Here is a 16,143-nt window from a genome sequence, read left to right on the forward strand (position 1 = left end):
TCAAGGACCAAATATGGATAATACAGTTACTTCTGGTGGCACCAGGAAACGTACTGGCAAAATACTGGTCCCTACCCCAGGGCTTACATAGAGGTGTTTATCACCTTCAACAATATGCCCAATAGCAAAACGCTGCCCGTAACTTGAAGGTACTATGGGCCGCCCAATAAACGGCAAGTAAACCTGGCCCCCGTGAGTATGCCCGGCGATAGTTAATGACAGCTCCGCAGGCAGTTCGGGGAAAATATCCGGATTATGAGTGAAGGCCAATATCGTCTCACCTTCATCTATCCACTGCATTGCTTTTTTAACATCGTGAGGCCCCTCCCAAAAATCACTGATTCCCACTAGTCGTAATTTACATTCGCTACTAACCAGACTTACTGACTTATCCTCTAGCACTGAAATCCCCTGGCTTGCAAGGGACTGCTCAACTCGCGCTGCATCAAGCCACCAATCATGATTTCCCAATACGGCAAACACCCCCATCGGGGCCTTGAGTTCTTTAAGAATTCCCGCTGCATCCTCCGGCGGAACGAATTTACCTCCAACAACCCCCTGAATAACAAAGTCACCGGGTAGGAGAATAAGGTCGGGTTGGCTTTTATTAACAGCCTCAACAAGGTTTTGTAGGCTCTTCCGCCCCTTGTAAGGGGAACCTACATGCAGGTCAGCAAGTATCGCGACCCTTAGCCCGTTACATTCCTTTGGCCAGGTATCTACGACAATATCATCTTCATTAATTCGGAAACTTGCTGGCTCAACGATAAATGCCCATACGGCTAACAACAAACCAATACAAAATAATACGATAAAAGTTATACGCCACTTACTCAAAACAAGGCCCAAAATTTACGACTAACACTCATTATTATTTGCCGGATGGCCATGACAGCTACAATCTGTCAGCTCCCGCATAATGTCACAGGCATTAATTGCCTGGCCACCCTCACATCGATTGCGTAAATCTACCAAGCTTTTTCGCAACTGCTTGAGCGATTCCAGTTGTTTTTCGACTCTTTGAATTTGATCATCAACCACGCTATCAATATCAGTGCAGCTTTGCGATGGAGCCTCTTTTAATCTCAACAGGTTGCGAATATCCTCGAGGGGGATATCCAGAGAACGACAGTGGCGAATAAAACGCAGTTGTTCCAGGTGAGACTCTGAATAGAGCCGGAAATTACCCTCTGAGCGAGCGGGCTCTGGCAGTAGCCCTGCCTGCTCGTAGTAACGAACCGTTTCCACTTTGCAGCCCACTCTCCTGGCAGCTTCACCAATTTTGTAAGCCATGCCACTCCCTCTTGACTCTATAGTTACTAGAGGGATTGTAATACTGGCTCACTGACTGATCTATCCGAGAGTGAATAATGGTCAAGCGCGATTCCAGCTGTGGCTGCAGCGAGGCAACCCAAGCCGCAACCATGACGCCGATTCAAAACACCAATAACAACAGCGACAAAGGTGACCTGTCCCTGTTCTCCATCAGCAAGATGGACTGCCCCACTGAAGAAGGGTTGATACGCGCCAAGCTCTCTGGCATGCAGGGAATTTACCAGCTGGACTTTAACCTGGTGCAGCGAATCCTACAGGTGCGCCACGCGCCCGGTATGGAGAGCAAGATCCTCAACACTCTGACCCCTCTTGACCTGGACGCACGCCTGGCCACGGAAGATGACATCGATTCCGCGCCACCTACCACCCATGCAAACTGGTGGTTATTGGGCGCTGCCGGTTTGGCGGCGATTGCCTCCGAGGTCGTATTCTGGTTACAGGGGGGGAACAATTGGCTGGTGATGATACTGACCCTGGCCGCTATCGCTGGCGGCGGACTCACGACCTACAAAAAGGGCTGGATCGCGCTCAGCAATCGCAACCTGAATATGAACGCGCTGATGTCCATCGCGGTCACCGGCGCCCTGCTTATCGGTCACTGGCCCGAGGCGGCAATGGTCATGGTGCTATTCACCCTGGCAGAATTAATTGAAGCCAAATCCCTGGATCGTGCCCGCAATGCGATTCGGGAGTTAATGGACCTGGCCCCGGAAACCGCCACTGTACAGGGGCCAGATGGCGAGTGGGTTTCCATGTCAGCCAAGACTGTTCCGGTTGGCACAACCATCCGGGTGCGCCCCGGCGAACGTATCGCTCTAGATGGGGAGGTAATACGCGGCAATTCAGCAGTAAACCAGGCCCCAATTACCGGGGAGAGCCTTCCGGTAGACAAAGGTCCTGGAGATGAACTTTTCGCCGGCAGTATCAACGAATCCGGGGCACTCGAATACCAATCTACAGCAGCAGCCAACGATAACCTGCTCGCCCGAATTATTCATGCGGTGGAAGCCGCACAAGGTAGTCGCGCACCAACCCAGCGCTTTGTCGACCAATTCGCCCGCTGGTATACGCCCCTGGTATTTGCAGTGGCACTGGCTACTGCGGTAATACCGCCGCTGCTTTTTGCCGGCAGCTGGATGGAATGGATCTATCGCGCACTCGTGTTACTGGTAATCGCCTGCCCCTGCGCACTGGTGATTGCAACTCCTGTCACCATCGTAAGCGGCTTGGCATCGGCCACCCGCCACGGAATCCTTGTTAAAGGCGGGGCCTACCTTGAGCTGGGGCGCCACCTTCGCTGGTTGGCATTGGATAAAACTGGAACCATCACCCACGGCCTGCCAACCGTCACGGATTTTAAAGTGTTAGCGCCAATGCCCGCGGAAGAGGTACAAACCCTGGCGGCGAGCCTAGCCGAACGTTCCGATCATCCGGTATCCAGGGCCGTACTTGAGTTTGCTCAGATTCCTCACGAACGCCTACAAGAAGTGGATAGTTTTGAAGCCCTGGCCGGGCGCGGCGTCAGGGGCAGACTTCAGGGAGATCAGTGCTACCTGGGTAACCACCGGCTTATTGAAGAATTGGGCATTTGCTCCGCCGAGCTGGAGCGCCAATTGGGAACCCTTGAGGAAGAAGGGAAAACTGTTGTGATGCTGACCCGGGAGAACTCCGTACTGGCGATATTTGCTGTCGCCGATACCGTGAAGGAATCGAGCCAACACGCCATTGAGAGCCTTCACAAGCTGGGCGTGAAAACACTGATGCTTTCCGGGGACAACCAGCACACTGCAGATGCGATTGCTAAACAAGTCGGCATCGATCGGGCTGAAGGCAACCTACTGCCGGAAGACAAGCTCAGAGAGGTGGAGGCTCTATCTGGAAAAGGCCAGGTTGGCATGGTTGGCGATGGCATTAACGATGCCCCCGCCTTGGCACGTGCTGATATAGGGTTTGCGATGGGAGCAACGGGAACCGACACAGCGATAGAAACCGCTGATGTGGCCCTGATGGACGACAATCTGGGCAAGATCGCCACCTTTATCCAACTATCTCGTTCAACGGCCCATATTCTTTGGCAGAACATTATCTTGGCGCTGGGTATTAAAGCGGTTTTTCTGGTGCTTGCTTTTGCCGGAGAGGCAACCATGTGGATGGCTGTTTTTGCCGATATGGGGACCAGTTTGTTAGTAGTCTTTAATGGGCTCCGAGTGATGAGAAAATAATCAATCCTACTCAAGTTAGTCAGTGCTGGAGAGCGGCACCTCTAAGTTATTCTTAGCATTGATCACAGCACTGATTAATTCCGCCGGCTGATCAACTCCAATATAAATCCGTCTTACCTGCCCAACTTGCCTGTTTAGTTCGATAAGAATATTTGGATTACCGGAAAAGTTAAATCGTTTTACAGCTTTCGACCTTGGAACGTAACCAGAGCTTTGGGTAATAGAATGGATATCACTTAGACAAATATTCTTCTGATTAAAGAGGCCAAACCTTACTATGAGGTAGTCATTATTAAGAGATATTGGTCTACGCCCCATTGACCTATATTCGGCAACCAAAAATAGAAGCCCAAACAGAGTTAAAAAGCTGATAATATTTGCTGCCATTGGCGACCAAATAAAGTGTAAAAGGAGATGTACTATTGGCAGTTTGAATAAAATAATAAAAATGAATCCGAGAGCAGTAGTTTTTGCTCCAGCCTTCAAATGATAACTAAAATGCTTACTCCCATGATATTGGCTTGGGTCAATGCGATGACCAAGGAACGTGAACATCCAAACACGGGCCTCGAACTCCAATATTTGTGCTAACACTCCCCCACCGGTATATTTCTCCACTGACGAGCGTATTGCGATATCAGGATCGTCATGGTTGATAGTTGCCGCCCTAATTGCCGAACACATTGTAGCTATAGCCGTCACTTCAACTATAACCAAGCCTGCCAATAGCAAGTATCTCCCCATCTCCAGGTATGGCCAAAGGACTTTACTTTGATTAGGGATAATGTAACTTCCAACCAATACTACCAGGCTTCCAAAGACCAGTATTTTTAGCAGTGCGTCCCGCTTATTTTCGGAACAAATTAAACACAGAATAGGTAAAATAATAAGGCCATCTATCAGTAGCAACCACTCGTAATTAGCGCGACCGTAATCATTTAGGGGGCCGTTAGAGCTATAGTATAATCCCCAAAAAATGGAGATAAAGATTAGAAATAGAAGTGGAATTTTTTTAGCGCCGCGTTCATTGCTTACCCTAACGAAAGAAGTGCAACGAGCAAAATCACAAACCTAAAGCTGTGACCTCAACCAATCTTTGAATTTGATAATACCGCGTGCAACCAAAAAAGGAACTAGAAACTGGCCACTCATCTGCAGCGCAAACTTTGGCCAGAAATCTATTTCTTCAGAGAAGAATGACAGTACAAGATTGCCTGGAAATAAAAATGTACCGAAATACGGCCATCCCCCACCAATAATTTTCCAGTTATACGCAAATGCCAGTAAGCCGATAGTCAGGGAAATTACCCCTACAACCAGCGAAAACCGTAATCCTTTATCGCTAATCAACATTGCAACTCCTTGCTTCATATAGGTTACTTACTTCGAACTACCTCTTTCTTGATGTAAACACCCAATCTTTTAGCGAGACGCACCAGGTTCCCTCGGTCTACGGATAGTAATTTGGCCGCTTTACTCCAGTTCCCATCGGTCTCAGCCAGAGCACGCCCAATGAGTTCGCGCTGATAGTTTTCCGTTTCCACCCTCAAATCAATAGCCCCAGACAGCGACTCTACCGGTTTCTGCGGAGGCTTCAGAATAACCAGGTCATCGGGAATTTCAATTTGTACTGCAGTAATGGCAACAATAGCTTCTGGAGAGCTACCTTTGCGGGCCCTAAGGGCTGCGCGGCTGATAATATGTTCCAACTCACGAACATTACCCGGCCAAGCGTATCGCTGTAGCTTATTGGTGGCCTCTGTACTGAGACGCAACTGACGAAAACCCAGCTTCCTGCGGGAGCGCTCCAAGAAGTAGTCTGCCAACAGCAGGACATCATTACCCCTCCGGCATAGCGGTGGGACTTCAAGGGGATATACAGAGAGGCGGTGGTAGAGATCAGCTCGGAAAGTACCGTTTTCAATCCCCTTGCGTAAATCCCTATTAGTCGCCGCTACAATACGAACATCTACATGCTGCACCGTGTCCTTACCTACCGGCTGAATCTCACCACTTTGCAATACACGCAACAATTTGCTCTGCACCACAAGCGGTAACTCGCCAACCTCATCCAGGAAAATAGTGCCGCCGTTCGCCAGTAAAAATTTACCGGGCCTCTCGCGATCTGCGCCGGTGAAGGCCCCTTTTGAATGGCCAAAAAGTTCAGCTTCCGCCAGGGTTTCAGTCAGGGAAGCGCAGTTCAAATAGACTAAGGGCTTCTCCTTGCGAGTCGACAACCTGTGGACGGTACGGGCCACCAGCTCTTTCCCCACCCCCGTTTCACCGAGAATCAGCACGTTGTAGTCCGACCCAGCCACCAGCTCTATCTCACTGCGCAGGGACTGCATTTCCGCGCTCTCACCAATTAATTCACCTCCATCCCGCTCCAGTGCCTGCTGGGTTAGGTCTTTCACCAATTGCTCAGCATGCTCAGCGGAGTGTGACAGGGCCTTTAGCTCTAAAGCTGTGCGTAAAGTGGCCGCAGACAGCGCGGCTATCAGTTCAAGGGTTCGATCACTGATTCGGGCATAGGCATCTGCTGTCATGCTATCCACTGTCACCAGACCAATCAGGCGGTTATCTGAATAGAGAGGCAAGCCCATACAAGAGTGCACGGGAAGATCCCCTTCCCTATCCAACAGCAGACCATCGAAGGGATCTGGTAGCTGACAGTCAGAAGGGAAGCGAACTGGGTGTTCAGAAGCGCAGATTTGCGCCAGCCGTGGATGCTCATCAATCAGGAATCGCCGCCCCAGGGTCCGTCGGGCAAGCCCTTGGACTGCGAGGGGGGTGAGTGTATCGCCATTGAGCCCAAGCAAGGCAACAGCATCGCATTTGATCGCCTTGCGGGTAGTAGAGAGCAGACGCTCAAAACGATCGCTGTTATTAAGGCTGTTAGCCAGGTCCAGAGCCACTTCGAGCAGCAAGGTTGCGTTGGTATCTACCATAGCCAAGTCAGTCCAAAAGACCTTTTAGAGTCATTATGACACAGCAACCATAAAGGTCAATATGACACTTAAACACCAAGAATAAGCCGTAACCCGTTGTTTTTATTGGTATTTATATTTGGCATAGCAGTTGCTAAAGATAGATTGACGCCGTTTGAACCTGAGGCCGATATGCTGAATACGGAAAACCCCTTACTGCGTGAGCGTTTCAAGCTACTACTAAAAGCCGGTAACTTTACGCTGCTTCTGTCAGTTCCCCTGCTTATTCTTACGATTGTTATTTGCTATCCCCTATCTCACCTGTTTTCAATTCCCGCGCAGGTCGCCGGACATATCTTTATGGTGATTAGTGCGACGTTTCTAAAACTGGGCTACATAGGTCGCGTGGTTGCTCAATACAATCTGGACCTTGAGGTTCGATAAAGGCTGAACCGCCGCCTCCGAATTCCCCCCTTCCTATTAGCAGCGAATAAATCAACCCAGAGCCTCTGCTGGCTCTGGGGCTCTGCATTGCCCGACACCTCAAACCACCGTGGACTATACTGACAGTCTCAGAGATAGCATTTCCTTCTAGGGAGACTTATGGCTGCCCCTCTGGTTGAGCCAAGGTCTCTTTTACAGGCTCTATAGCATAAAGGGCCAAAGTCAGGGGGTATCAAAATTGGGCTTAGCCTATACAAGCAGTGAGCTGATAGCCCTTACCAGTGAATGGAAGCCAAGCGTAAGACCAACCTTCCATGCTTGCCCCTTAGTCCACCCAAGCGAAGTGCCGCAAGACACTCGCTGTTCTCCAAATAAGATCACTACCACATCACAGATAGGTAACAGCAATAGCCGGGGCCTGTATTCGCCTATTCAGGAGCAGACCTAAATGTGGGAAATGATCGATGATGGAATTACTTTCTTTGCCACTCAGAGCTACGCCACCCTCTTTACGATGTTTTGGATCGTGGTGGTATTGGAATTCCCTAGATATTTAATGTCGTTTTTTACCTCGGTATTCTTTTTCGCCACAAAACCAGAGTACGAGGAGGACATTGAATCCTTGGGCAGACTCACTGCAGTCATCGCCGGTCACAACGAAGAAAACTCTATTGAAAAGTGTGGCGAGCGCTTACAGGAACAGAGCTATATCCCCTATGAAGTAATTGCAATCAGCGATGGCTCCACAGATAAAACCCGAGACGATATTCATTACCTGCAAAACAAGGGCCGCTTGGATGGCGCTCATGCAACAGAACTGCGTGGAGGCAAGGCCTCAGCCCTCAACTTAGGACAGAGATTTTCAACTGGCGACTTTATCGCCTCAATTGATTGCGATTGCACCTTCGATCGCCACGCTATGAAATACGTGATGCAAGGCTTTGCAGATCCCAGGGTTGGCGTGGTTTCAGGTAATGTAATTGTCCGAAACTCCACAGAAAATATACTCAGCTCATTCCAGGCCATTGAATATGTAATCAGTATTTGCTTGGGGCGACACTCTCTAGCGATGCTCGACCAAATGTGTTGTGCCTCCGGTGCCTTCAGTGCTTTTAGGGTATCCGCAATGAATCAAATTGGCGGCTTTGATGCCGGCGGAGGAGAAGACTTAGATATCACCTTTCGTTTGCGGGATTACGGTTGGAAAGTGGAATTTGCACCTGAGGCTATTTGTTATACCGATGTTCCCACCAGCATCACCGTTCTAATGCGCCAGCGCTTTAGGTGGGAACGGGATGCTATTCGTCTTCGTTACCGCAAGTACCTGCATTTTATTAATCCGTTCCGCCAAGGAATGCAGCTAAAAGAGTTTTTTCACCAATATGAATTCCTGGTTTTCAATGTTATTGCCGCAATAGCTTTACCCGTCTATTTAATCTGGCTATTCGTGCGTTATGGCGAAAATGCCTGGTTTATTTTAGCGGGAGCCCAGGTTGTATTAATTGCACTCGATACAATTACCTTTGCTTTAGCTTCTTACGCAACCCCAAAAGTCAAGTCACTTCCCCTTTGGCCCTATATTCCTGCCTATAGCATCTTTTATGTAAACTTTATGCGAGTCGTAAGACTGTATGCTTATGTTCAGGAATGGATCTTTAGAACATCCTATAAAGATTCTTTCGCCCCTTTAAAAGTACACCGTGTTCGTGAGTAGCTTGAATGAAGGCTCTGCGAAAACGACTACGCCCAGATAGCTTCGAAAGCGAGCAGCGAAAAACCCGGGGATCTGCCAGCCGACGAATATATCTGGCTTTGTTAATCTTATTTGGCATTGGTGTTATCCGATATATATGGGGCGACTGGTTTTTACTACGAAGCGATGGGTTGGTACTACGCGATCAAAGCGTTATTGAAATGGGCTACTTGGTAAAAGTGGTAGAGGTTGCCGTAGATGAAGGGCAAGCTGTTCGAGAGGGCGAGCTACTCTTAAGGATTGAATCAATGGAGCTACTGGAGCGAATAGCCGATCTCTCCACCCGCCAAGCTAACCTAATACAGATTTCTGCTGAATTCACTTTATTGGCAGAGACTGCAAAAAAACTACTTACTCCCGCCAAGGAGCGTAAAGTACAAATTGGCCGAATCGTAGATAGAATCAATAAACTTGCAAATAGAGGAGTAGTCAGCGAAGTCGGTTACCAAGATGTATTGAAAGATAACTTCGAGGCCAGTGAGACCCTGGTAAAATTACAAGTTGAAAGCGCCACCCTGGAAGGAAAACGTAGATCTGTTGATGAGGCAATTTATCGCTCCGAACAAGCGCTAAGAAAACTGGAGGAGCATTACAATAACGGTATTATTCAAAGCCCCACTTCTGGTCTAGTTGGGGCTTCAGTCCCCCATGTCGGCAATGTCTATGATGCTGGGGAGCCCCTTATGTCTATCTACACCGGGGAAGCCTATGTCCTAGCCTATCTACCCAATCAATATCAATTCGTGATCAAGCCTGGAATGGAGGTATTGGTTACTGGTGGACGCTTTAAAGACAAAGGGGTACTTGTAGAAATGATCCCCCTCTCAGCCGCACTACCCCAGGAGTTCCAAAATACATTCAAGCCCACATCGCGTAATCAGTTAGCGAAAATAGTCTTACTTGACCCATCAAAATTTCCGGTGAACGAGAAAGTTACCATAACCCTAAAGATTGACTGGATTGATGTCATTATTGATAAATTTATTAATTAACTTCCCCAGATGACGACTACCTTCTATGTCATACAATTATTCCTAATTCCCGCCAGGGACGTAGGGCACCTATCCCTGCCTATTGCCAATTTTTCACCTATCTTTTCTTAAATACTCAACAATCTATTCAGTTAAAGGGACGCCATATACACTACAGGCTACACAGTTACGCATAACTGGCATGAAATAAGCTAAAACACTCAGTTAATCTTTCAAACGCCAGCTGTTATATAGGTGTGGAGGAATCAGCATCTCCTTTTTAAGTGACGAATATAGCTTTTTTCGCTGGCCCGGCGACTCTAAGGTGACATCGCATACCGGTGAATCCAAAGACGCTATTTTAATTGAGGAGCCAGCATCAGTAGATGACCTGACGCATATATGGCATATGCGTGGTGGCTTGTATCTACTCCCGGTTATTGATCTCACTGGAACAGTCGGCGAGAAGGCAGATCTGGATTGCTCAAAGCTTAGTGCGCAGGATATGCCCGTTGTGAGCCAGGTTATTGACGACTTTCACTATCGGCGCGCGCAAGTCCACCTGGATTTCCACACCACTCAGAAAGATAGCGACAAAATACTAGCGCGATTATTTGTATCTGGCGTAAGTCTCTCGCCGCACTATAGCCCCAACTCCAAAGCTACTGTTGATTTTAATATTATCCTCGATAGCCCGACGGTTGTGACGGAATGTGAAAAACTGATCGAATCAGGATTTCTACAGGGCAAGTTTTTCGATCGACGCCATATCTGTAACGGCTGTGGAGGTTCCCAGTTTAATGTCCGTGAAGAGTGCGCGGTATGCAGATCCTCTAACCTTACCGAAGACTTCTATCTGCACCATTTCAGCTGCGCCTACCTGGGACGCGAAGCTGACTTCAGGGAAGGTGAAGACCTAATTTGCCCCAAATGTCGAAAGGAGCTTTTACACTTCGGCAGTGACTACGACAAACCCGGCACACTACTTATTTGCAATGCTTGCGGCCATGCCAGCTCAGAAGTGGAGATAGGTTTTTTGTGCCTCAACTGCCAGAAAGATACCGACAGCGAATCCATACGCACCGGGGACATTCACAGCTACGACATTACGGAACGCGCCAGTAGCTACCTAAGAGCTGGCTATGCATTTCTCGATTTTACTGACCATAACCCTATGTTCGCTGACCTACCCTTCACCCTGATCGTAGAACTCAACCAGGCGGCAAGAGCCTGGAAAGAGAACAAAACAAATTTTTGCTTGGTGAATATCAACTATGAACATGCTCATGAACTCGAAGTCGAGCATGGGCCCCGACAAACAATGCAGAGCCGCCGCCAATTCATAGAGAACCTTCATGGAGTTTTATGTAGAGCTTACGAAGGTATACGGAAAGAGGACTTTATTACCGGGAAATATGAAGATTATATGGTTCTACATGGAATAGCTAAGGAGGACATACTCGAAGATCGCAGAGAAATGATCAAGATTGCCATGTCCTCCATAAGGCTGGATATTGGCCCCTACTTTAAAGTACTTGGGCCCGAGGAGCTTGTTTAAAAGAAAGTCGAACGCCTCCCTGTTACAACTACCTTACCCGAGCCGGCTACCCCTACAACTTACTCGACAACTCGCGAATTTCATGATTCAGGATACGGTCGTTGTGGCTGTAATCCACGGGCACATCCACGAGATGGACTCCACCCGCCCTGCAACATTTTTCTATCATCGGCTTAAACTCATCCGTGGCCGTTATTCTGTGGCCATGAGCACCATAGGATTTTGCATAGTCGACAAAATCAGGGTTACCAAAATCCAGACCAAAGTTATCAAACTCCATCATGGCCTGCTTCCACTTGATCATTCCGTAGGCATCATCGCGCAAAATAAGTACGATAAGGTCAAGCTTTAAGCGAACCGCCGTTTCAATCTCCTGGGAGTTCATCATAAAGCCCCCATCCCCACAAATTGCGACCACACGGCGGTCTGGACACACCAACTTGGCAGCCATTGCCGAAGGCAAGCCCGCCCCCATCGTTGCCAGTGCGTTGTCGAGCAGCACGGTATTCGGGGCTAAAGCAGGATAATTCCGCGCGAACCAGATTTTGAACATGCCATTATCAAGCGCAATAATGCCCTTCTCCGGCATTACTTCGCGGAGATCCTTTACCAGTCGTTGCGGACGAATTGGGAAAGTGGTGGTATTTGAGCCCTCCTGGATGTGCTTTTGAAGCGCGGCACGGATACGGTGCGCATCGGTAAAGCTCCAGTGATCCTGGGGTTCCAAGTGCTGGTCCAGCTGCCACAAGCTGTTGGCAATATCGCCAACCACCTCTATCTGCGGGAAGTAGACTGGATCCACCTGCGCTGAATTGAAGTTGATATGTACAACTTCCGGGCCACCGGGACGCATAAAGAAAGGCGGTTTTTCTACAACATCGTGGCCCACATTGATAATCAGGTCGGCCTGCTCAATGGCCCGGTGAACAAAATCCCCGTCGGATAGCGCGGTATTGCCAATAAAGTGCGGTCCCGATTCATCAATTACTCCCTTACCCATCTGAGTTGTCACCACCGGAATACCCAGCTTGTCGACAAACTTGCGCAACATTTTGGCGGTTAATTTACGGTTTGCGCCTGCTCCCACCAACAGCAGAGGTTTACGGGATGCCTCAATCGCTTCTGCAGCTTTGCGCACTGCCTTCTCTTCGGCAATTGGCCTGCGGTTATAGCTGGGCTCCAAGACCGGCATGGTGGAGTGTTCACGGGCAATATCTTCAGGAAATTCCAAGTGGGTTGCCCCCGGCCGCTCCTCTTCAGATTGCCGAAAGGCTTCACGGACATGAGCTGGCACATAGTCGCCCCCCACGATTGTCTTGGTGAATTTGGTCAGGGGGCGCATCATGTCAACAATATCAATAATCTGAAACTGCCCTTGCTTGGAACTTTTGATAGGTTTTTGACCGGTGACCATCACCATCGGCATTCCACCGAGCTGGGCATAAGCTGCGGCAGTCACCAGATTCGTGGCCCCCGGACCTAAAGTAGACATACAGACACCTGGCTTGCCCGTAAGCCGACCATAGGTGGCAGCCATAAAACCGGCACCCTGTTCATGGCGCGTGACAATTAGTTTTATCTTTGAGCCCCGCAAAGACTCCAGCATATCCAGGTTTTCCTCACCAGGAATCGCGAAGATATACTCAACGCCCTCTTTCTCCAGGGCACGAATAAAAAGGTCCGATGCTTTCATTGGGGAGGCTCCTGTAGTCCCGCCTTACTAACAATAAGATCCCCGCCAAAAGAGCTGTTTTTATAACTGCCTGTCACGATTGCTCAATTACGCGGATACCTCTCTTACATCTCACTTTATCGGCTTGTAAGTTTGCACCCTGCACAGTAGCTCACATGGTGCCTTAGCAATGTATTGCTAAGATCAGTCTCAGGGAAAATTAATTTCTTGCGCGCTGATATCCACCATCCAAGTGATGACAGCAAACTCCCTGATAAGTCTTAAATCACTGCCTTTGTATGACACCGGATGATAAGAGTTGCAAATGGAATCTCGCTCAGAAGGCGCAAGAAAACACTGGGTTCTATCACTTGCCGCTCTCGGGGTTGTATTTGGTGATATCGGCACTAGCCCACTCTACGCCTTTAAACTGATTTTCCACCCCCGGTTTGGAATTCCCCATAACACCGAGACCATTATTGGTGGGGTCTCTGCTGTCTTCTGGGCACTTACCCTCATTGTCACTATTAAGTACGTCATATTGGTAATGCGCCTGGACAACCGAGGGGAAGGTGGGATCATGGCGCTGATGACACTGGCCCTGGAAGCGACAAAAGGGCGAGAATTATTAAGAAAGCTTATTATCGGCGGAGGGATCTGTGGGGCGGCACTATTTTTTGGTGATGCCGTTATCACACCAGCCATCTCCGTTCTCTCCGCAGTCGAAGGACTGGAGATAGTCAACAAGACTCTAAAACCGTTTATCCTGCCAATTTCTATCGGCATACTCTTTGGATTGTTTTTTGTGCAACGCTTCGGCACCGAAACCGTGGGGAAACTGTTCGGCCCGATCACCGCCATCTGGTTCTTAGTTTTGCTGCTCGCGGGCCTTTACTGGGTGCTCCAAAACCCTGTAATCCTCCATTCCGTCAATCCGCTGCATGCTTTGAGCTTCCTCACTAACCATGGCATGGCTTCATTCTGGATATTAGGTGCAGTATTACTGGTGTTTACCGGAGGAGAGGCTCTATATACCGACATGGGGCATTTTGGACGTATGCCTATAAGAATTGCCTGGATAGGTTTGGTGTTCCCCGCCCTGGTGTTGAACTATATGGGACAGGGCGCTCTACTTATTAGTGACACCTCTGCGGTAGACAACCCCTTTTACCGGATGTACCCGGACTGGTCGCTCTACCCAATGATTATTCTTGCAACTGTAGCAACCTGCATCGCTTCCCAGGCCTGTATCTCGGGGACCTTCTCCCTGACAAAACAAGGAATCCAACTTGGCTTGATGCCCCGTTTTGCCATCCGGCACACGTCATCAGCACTCGCGGGACAAGTCTATATGCCCGGTGTCAATTACCTATTAATGACAGCGGTAATACTGGTGGCAATTCTCTTTGGAAGCTCAGTCCACCTGGCTAGTGCTTATGGTGTATCAGTGAGTGGCGCAATGTTGATTACCTCCTGCATTGCAGCAATCGTGTATCGTCACTACCTCAAATACAATCTGATAATTTGCCTGGCTGTCGGCTCATTCTTTGCTTTTATTGATTTTGCCTTTGTTACTTCAAACCTGGCAAAGATAGGCCACGGGGGGTGGTTCTCTATAAGTTTAGCCGCCTTTATTGCGATGCTGATGATTACTTGGAGAGATGGAAAAAAAGCGATAAATTGTTACTTACAGGGGAAAAATTTTAAATTAGAGCCCTATTTAAACTCACTTTTTGATAATCCCCCATTACGAGTACCTGGAACTGCAATATTTGTGGGAACCAATCAACTCTTTGTACCTCATGCCCTGATATACAATTTGAAGCACAATAGTGTCCTTCATGAAAAGAATCTTTTCCTAACCGTTACGTCGGCCAACACACCAAAAGTACTCCCAAAGAACCGAGCAATCATTAGCAAGATCAGAGAGGGATGTTTCAGGCTAATATTACGTTATGGATATATGGAACGCCCAGATGTCGAAGGGGCCATAAATAAACTCAACAAAATGCACCTTTTGGATATAGATCCAAGTAAGTCTTCTTTCTTTACCTGCCGATATAACATATTTCCTGTTAAAGGCGGCTATAGCAAAATGGCAAATTGGCGAGAGCGGATCTTTGCCGCCATGGTAAGGAATTCAAGTAGTGCTATCGACTATTACCGCATTCCAGCTAATCGGACTGTAGAAGTGCAAGAAAATATAATGATTTGAATTGACAAGCTATTTTATTAAATAACTGACAAGCCTATGAGACTCACTTTAGGGTATAGAACGGAAAGGTAAAAGTGTGATGGTCATACCGCCTGCTTCCTTTACAGCTAATATGGATGCAGGCGGTAGGCCGAGAACCCCCTAAATACTCTAATTAAGAAGTATAAAGATATTCAGGAGCTCCCTACCCCATAATCAGTTCGCTTCGTTTTTAAGTATAGAAGCCATATCACCGGACCAACGGCCGATTACTTGTGTTAAAGCTTTATTAAGCCCTGCCATTGAAGAGGAATTGAATTTTTTAGCTTCTGGCTGGCTCAAGAACTTCTCATATTTCGCTAAGCTTGCATCGTCGAAGCCTTGATAAGTTTGCACGAAAGAGAGAGTAACAAATTGCTCAACATTTTGACGCATCTGGGGCTTCATTGCTTCCATTTGTGCCTTATAAGCATCTAAATTGATCTCTTGGCCGGGAGCCATCACTGCCATCACTGCGGAATAGACAGCTATACCCGTAGAGGCCTGCATCTCCATCGCCATATCGGTAGCACCAACAAGCTGATCAATACGAGTTGCCATTTCAACGCGCTTTGTGTCAGCCATCAACTGCTGTGCATTAGCCATCAAATTCTGGAATGCCTCTTCAGAGCTTCCTTCCTCTTCAGCCTTAGTAATTTTCTTACCGATATCTGACTCATACCAAGCCAATAAGACCTCAACATCTTTATCGGTCAAAGAAGTACTCAGTGACGAGCGCACTTCATCCATAATGATGGACGGCAAAATTGTATTATCTGCACTTTCAAGAATCTTTTGCAGTTTATCCTGAGGAATTGGTGCACCCTGCTGTACGCCTTCCGCAAATCCAGATTTTACTAGCTCAGGAAACCCCTCAACCTGCTTGGTGAAACCCGATACAAGCAGAAGCTTATCCAAATTGGCTACTTTATCGGCGGCCAGGCATAATGAGCAAAAGGTGGTGATAAATAAAGCAAATATAACTTTTACAGTTTGAGTTCCCATAGGAAGCCCCATATGAAAGTGAA

General features: G+C 48.1%; 13 protein-coding genes. 6 read left to right on the plus strand and 7 right to left on the minus strand.

The window, feature by feature from the left end:
* Positions 1 to 837, minus strand: coding sequence for a metallophosphoesterase (locus tag ACJJIN_RS06955; RefSeq protein ID WP_444897464.1), 837 nt, complete (start codon positions 835 to 837; stop codon positions 1 to 3).
* A 21-nt stretch (positions 838 to 858) separates the two neighbouring features.
* Positions 859 to 1,293: a Cd(II)/Pb(II)-responsive transcriptional regulator gene (gene cadR / locus ACJJIN_RS06960; RefSeq protein ID WP_444897465.1), complete on the minus strand. Its 435-nt coding sequence runs from the start codon at positions 1,291 to 1,293 to the stop codon at positions 859 to 861.
* A 77-nt stretch (positions 1,294 to 1,370) separates the two neighbouring features.
* Here cadR and ACJJIN_RS06965 point away from each other — a divergent pair, with 77 nt between their 5' ends.
* On the plus strand, positions 1,371 to 3,557 hold the full coding sequence (locus tag ACJJIN_RS06965; RefSeq protein ID WP_444897466.1) for a heavy metal translocating P-type ATPase: 2,187 nt from the start codon (positions 1,371 to 1,373) through the stop codon (positions 3,555 to 3,557).
* A 15-nt stretch (positions 3,558 to 3,572) separates the two neighbouring features.
* Here ACJJIN_RS06965 and ACJJIN_RS06970 read toward each other — a convergent pair whose 3' ends face one another.
* The 3 genes from ACJJIN_RS06970 to norR all read right to left on the minus strand — a co-directional run bounded on the left by ACJJIN_RS06970 (position 3,573) and on the right by norR (position 6,505).
* Complete coding sequence (locus ACJJIN_RS06970; protein ID WP_444897467.1) at positions 3,573 to 4,283, minus strand: hypothetical protein; 711 nt, start codon at positions 4,281 to 4,283, stop codon at positions 3,573 to 3,575.
* A gap of 345 nt (positions 4,284 to 4,628) precedes the next feature.
* Positions 4,629 to 4,910: a hypothetical protein gene (locus tag ACJJIN_RS06975; RefSeq protein WP_444897468.1), complete on the minus strand. Its 282-nt coding sequence runs from the start codon at positions 4,908 to 4,910 to the stop codon at positions 4,629 to 4,631.
* 23 nt (positions 4,911 to 4,933) lie between these two features.
* Entirely contained in the window at positions 4,934 to 6,505 is a 1,572-nt protein-coding gene (norR, locus tag ACJJIN_RS06980) for a nitric oxide reductase transcriptional regulator NorR (RefSeq protein WP_444897469.1), read from the minus strand.
* A gap of 171 nt (positions 6,506 to 6,676) precedes the next feature.
* Between norR and ACJJIN_RS06985 the strand changes: the two genes are divergently transcribed.
* The 4 genes from ACJJIN_RS06985 (at position 6,677) to ACJJIN_RS07000 (ending at position 11,210) form a co-directional block, all read left to right on the plus strand.
* A complete protein-coding gene (locus ACJJIN_RS06985) occupies positions 6,677 to 6,928 on the plus strand; it encodes a hypothetical protein (protein ID WP_444894013.1) in 252 nt (83 codons plus the stop codon).
* A gap of 448 nt (positions 6,929 to 7,376) precedes the next feature.
* Positions 7,377 to 8,642 carry a glycosyltransferase family 2 protein gene (locus tag ACJJIN_RS06990; protein WP_444894014.1) on the plus strand — a complete coding sequence of 422 codons (1,266 nt, stop codon included), beginning with the start codon at positions 7,377 to 7,379 and terminating at the stop codon, positions 8,640 to 8,642.
* A gap of 5 nt (positions 8,643 to 8,647) precedes the next feature.
* Positions 8,648 to 9,673 (plus strand): HlyD family secretion protein, encoded by a 1,026-nt coding sequence (locus ACJJIN_RS06995; protein ID WP_413662141.1) that lies wholly within the window; start codon positions 8,648 to 8,650, stop codon positions 9,671 to 9,673.
* 304 nt (positions 9,674 to 9,977) lie between these two features.
* Positions 9,978 to 11,210: a TackOD1 domain-containing metal-binding protein gene (locus ACJJIN_RS07000; protein ID WP_413662142.1), complete on the plus strand. Its 1,233-nt coding sequence runs from the start codon at positions 9,978 to 9,980 to the stop codon at positions 11,208 to 11,210.
* Positions 11,211 to 11,262: 52 nt separating this feature from the next.
* Here ACJJIN_RS07000 and ACJJIN_RS07005 read toward each other — a convergent pair whose 3' ends face one another.
* Positions 11,263 to 12,903 (minus strand): acetolactate synthase large subunit, encoded by a 1,641-nt coding sequence (locus ACJJIN_RS07005; RefSeq protein ID WP_413662143.1) that lies wholly within the window; start codon positions 12,901 to 12,903, stop codon positions 11,263 to 11,265.
* A gap of 304 nt (positions 12,904 to 13,207) precedes the next feature.
* On the opposite strand from ACJJIN_RS07005, the gene ACJJIN_RS07010 reads away from it, so the two are divergent.
* A complete protein-coding gene (locus ACJJIN_RS07010) occupies positions 13,208 to 15,097 on the plus strand; it encodes a potassium transporter Kup (protein WP_413662144.1) in 1,890 nt (629 codons plus the stop codon).
* Between the two features lie 195 nt (positions 15,098 to 15,292).
* Here ACJJIN_RS07010 and ACJJIN_RS07015 read toward each other — a convergent pair whose 3' ends face one another.
* A complete protein-coding gene (locus tag ACJJIN_RS07015; protein WP_444897470.1) occupies positions 15,293 to 16,120 on the minus strand; it encodes a DUF2059 domain-containing protein in 828 nt (275 codons plus the stop codon).
* Between the last annotated feature and the right edge of the window lie 23 nt (positions 16,121 to 16,143).

It is taken from the genome of Microbulbifer maximicatervae (SeqCode) (assembly GCF_052467505.1).

Excerpts from the sequence above, each read along its gene's own strand:
- cadR (WP_444897465.1), bottom strand. The coding sequence starts at position 1,293 with ATGGCTTACAAAATTGGTGAAGCTGCCAGGAGAGTGGGCTGCAAAGTG.
- ACJJIN_RS06965 (WP_444897466.1), top strand. The coding sequence starts at position 1,371 with ATGGTCAAGCGCGATTCCAGCTGTGGCTGCAGCGAGGCAACCCAAGCC.
- ACJJIN_RS06975 (WP_444897468.1), bottom strand. The coding sequence starts at position 4,910 with ATGTTGATTAGCGATAAAGGATTACGGTTTTCGCTGGTTGTAGGGGTA.
- norR (WP_444897469.1), bottom strand. The coding sequence starts at position 6,505 with ATGGTAGATACCAACGCAACCTTGCTGCTCGAAGTGGCTCTGGACCTG.
- ACJJIN_RS06985 (WP_444894013.1), top strand. The coding sequence starts at position 6,677 with ATGCTGAATACGGAAAACCCCTTACTGCGTGAGCGTTTCAAGCTACTA.
- ACJJIN_RS06990 (WP_444894014.1), top strand. The coding sequence starts at position 7,377 with ATGTGGGAAATGATCGATGATGGAATTACTTTCTTTGCCACTCAGAGC.
- ACJJIN_RS06995 (WP_413662141.1), top strand. The coding sequence starts at position 8,648 with ATGAAGGCTCTGCGAAAACGACTACGCCCAGATAGCTTCGAAAGCGAG.
- ACJJIN_RS07005 (WP_413662143.1), bottom strand. The coding sequence starts at position 12,903 with ATGAAAGCATCGGACCTTTTTATTCGTGCCCTGGAGAAAGAGGGCGTT.
- ACJJIN_RS07010 (WP_413662144.1), top strand. The coding sequence starts at position 13,208 with ATGGAATCTCGCTCAGAAGGCGCAAGAAAACACTGGGTTCTATCACTT.
- ACJJIN_RS07015 (WP_444897470.1), bottom strand. The coding sequence starts at position 16,120 with ATGGGAACTCAAACTGTAAAAGTTATATTTGCTTTATTTATCACCACC.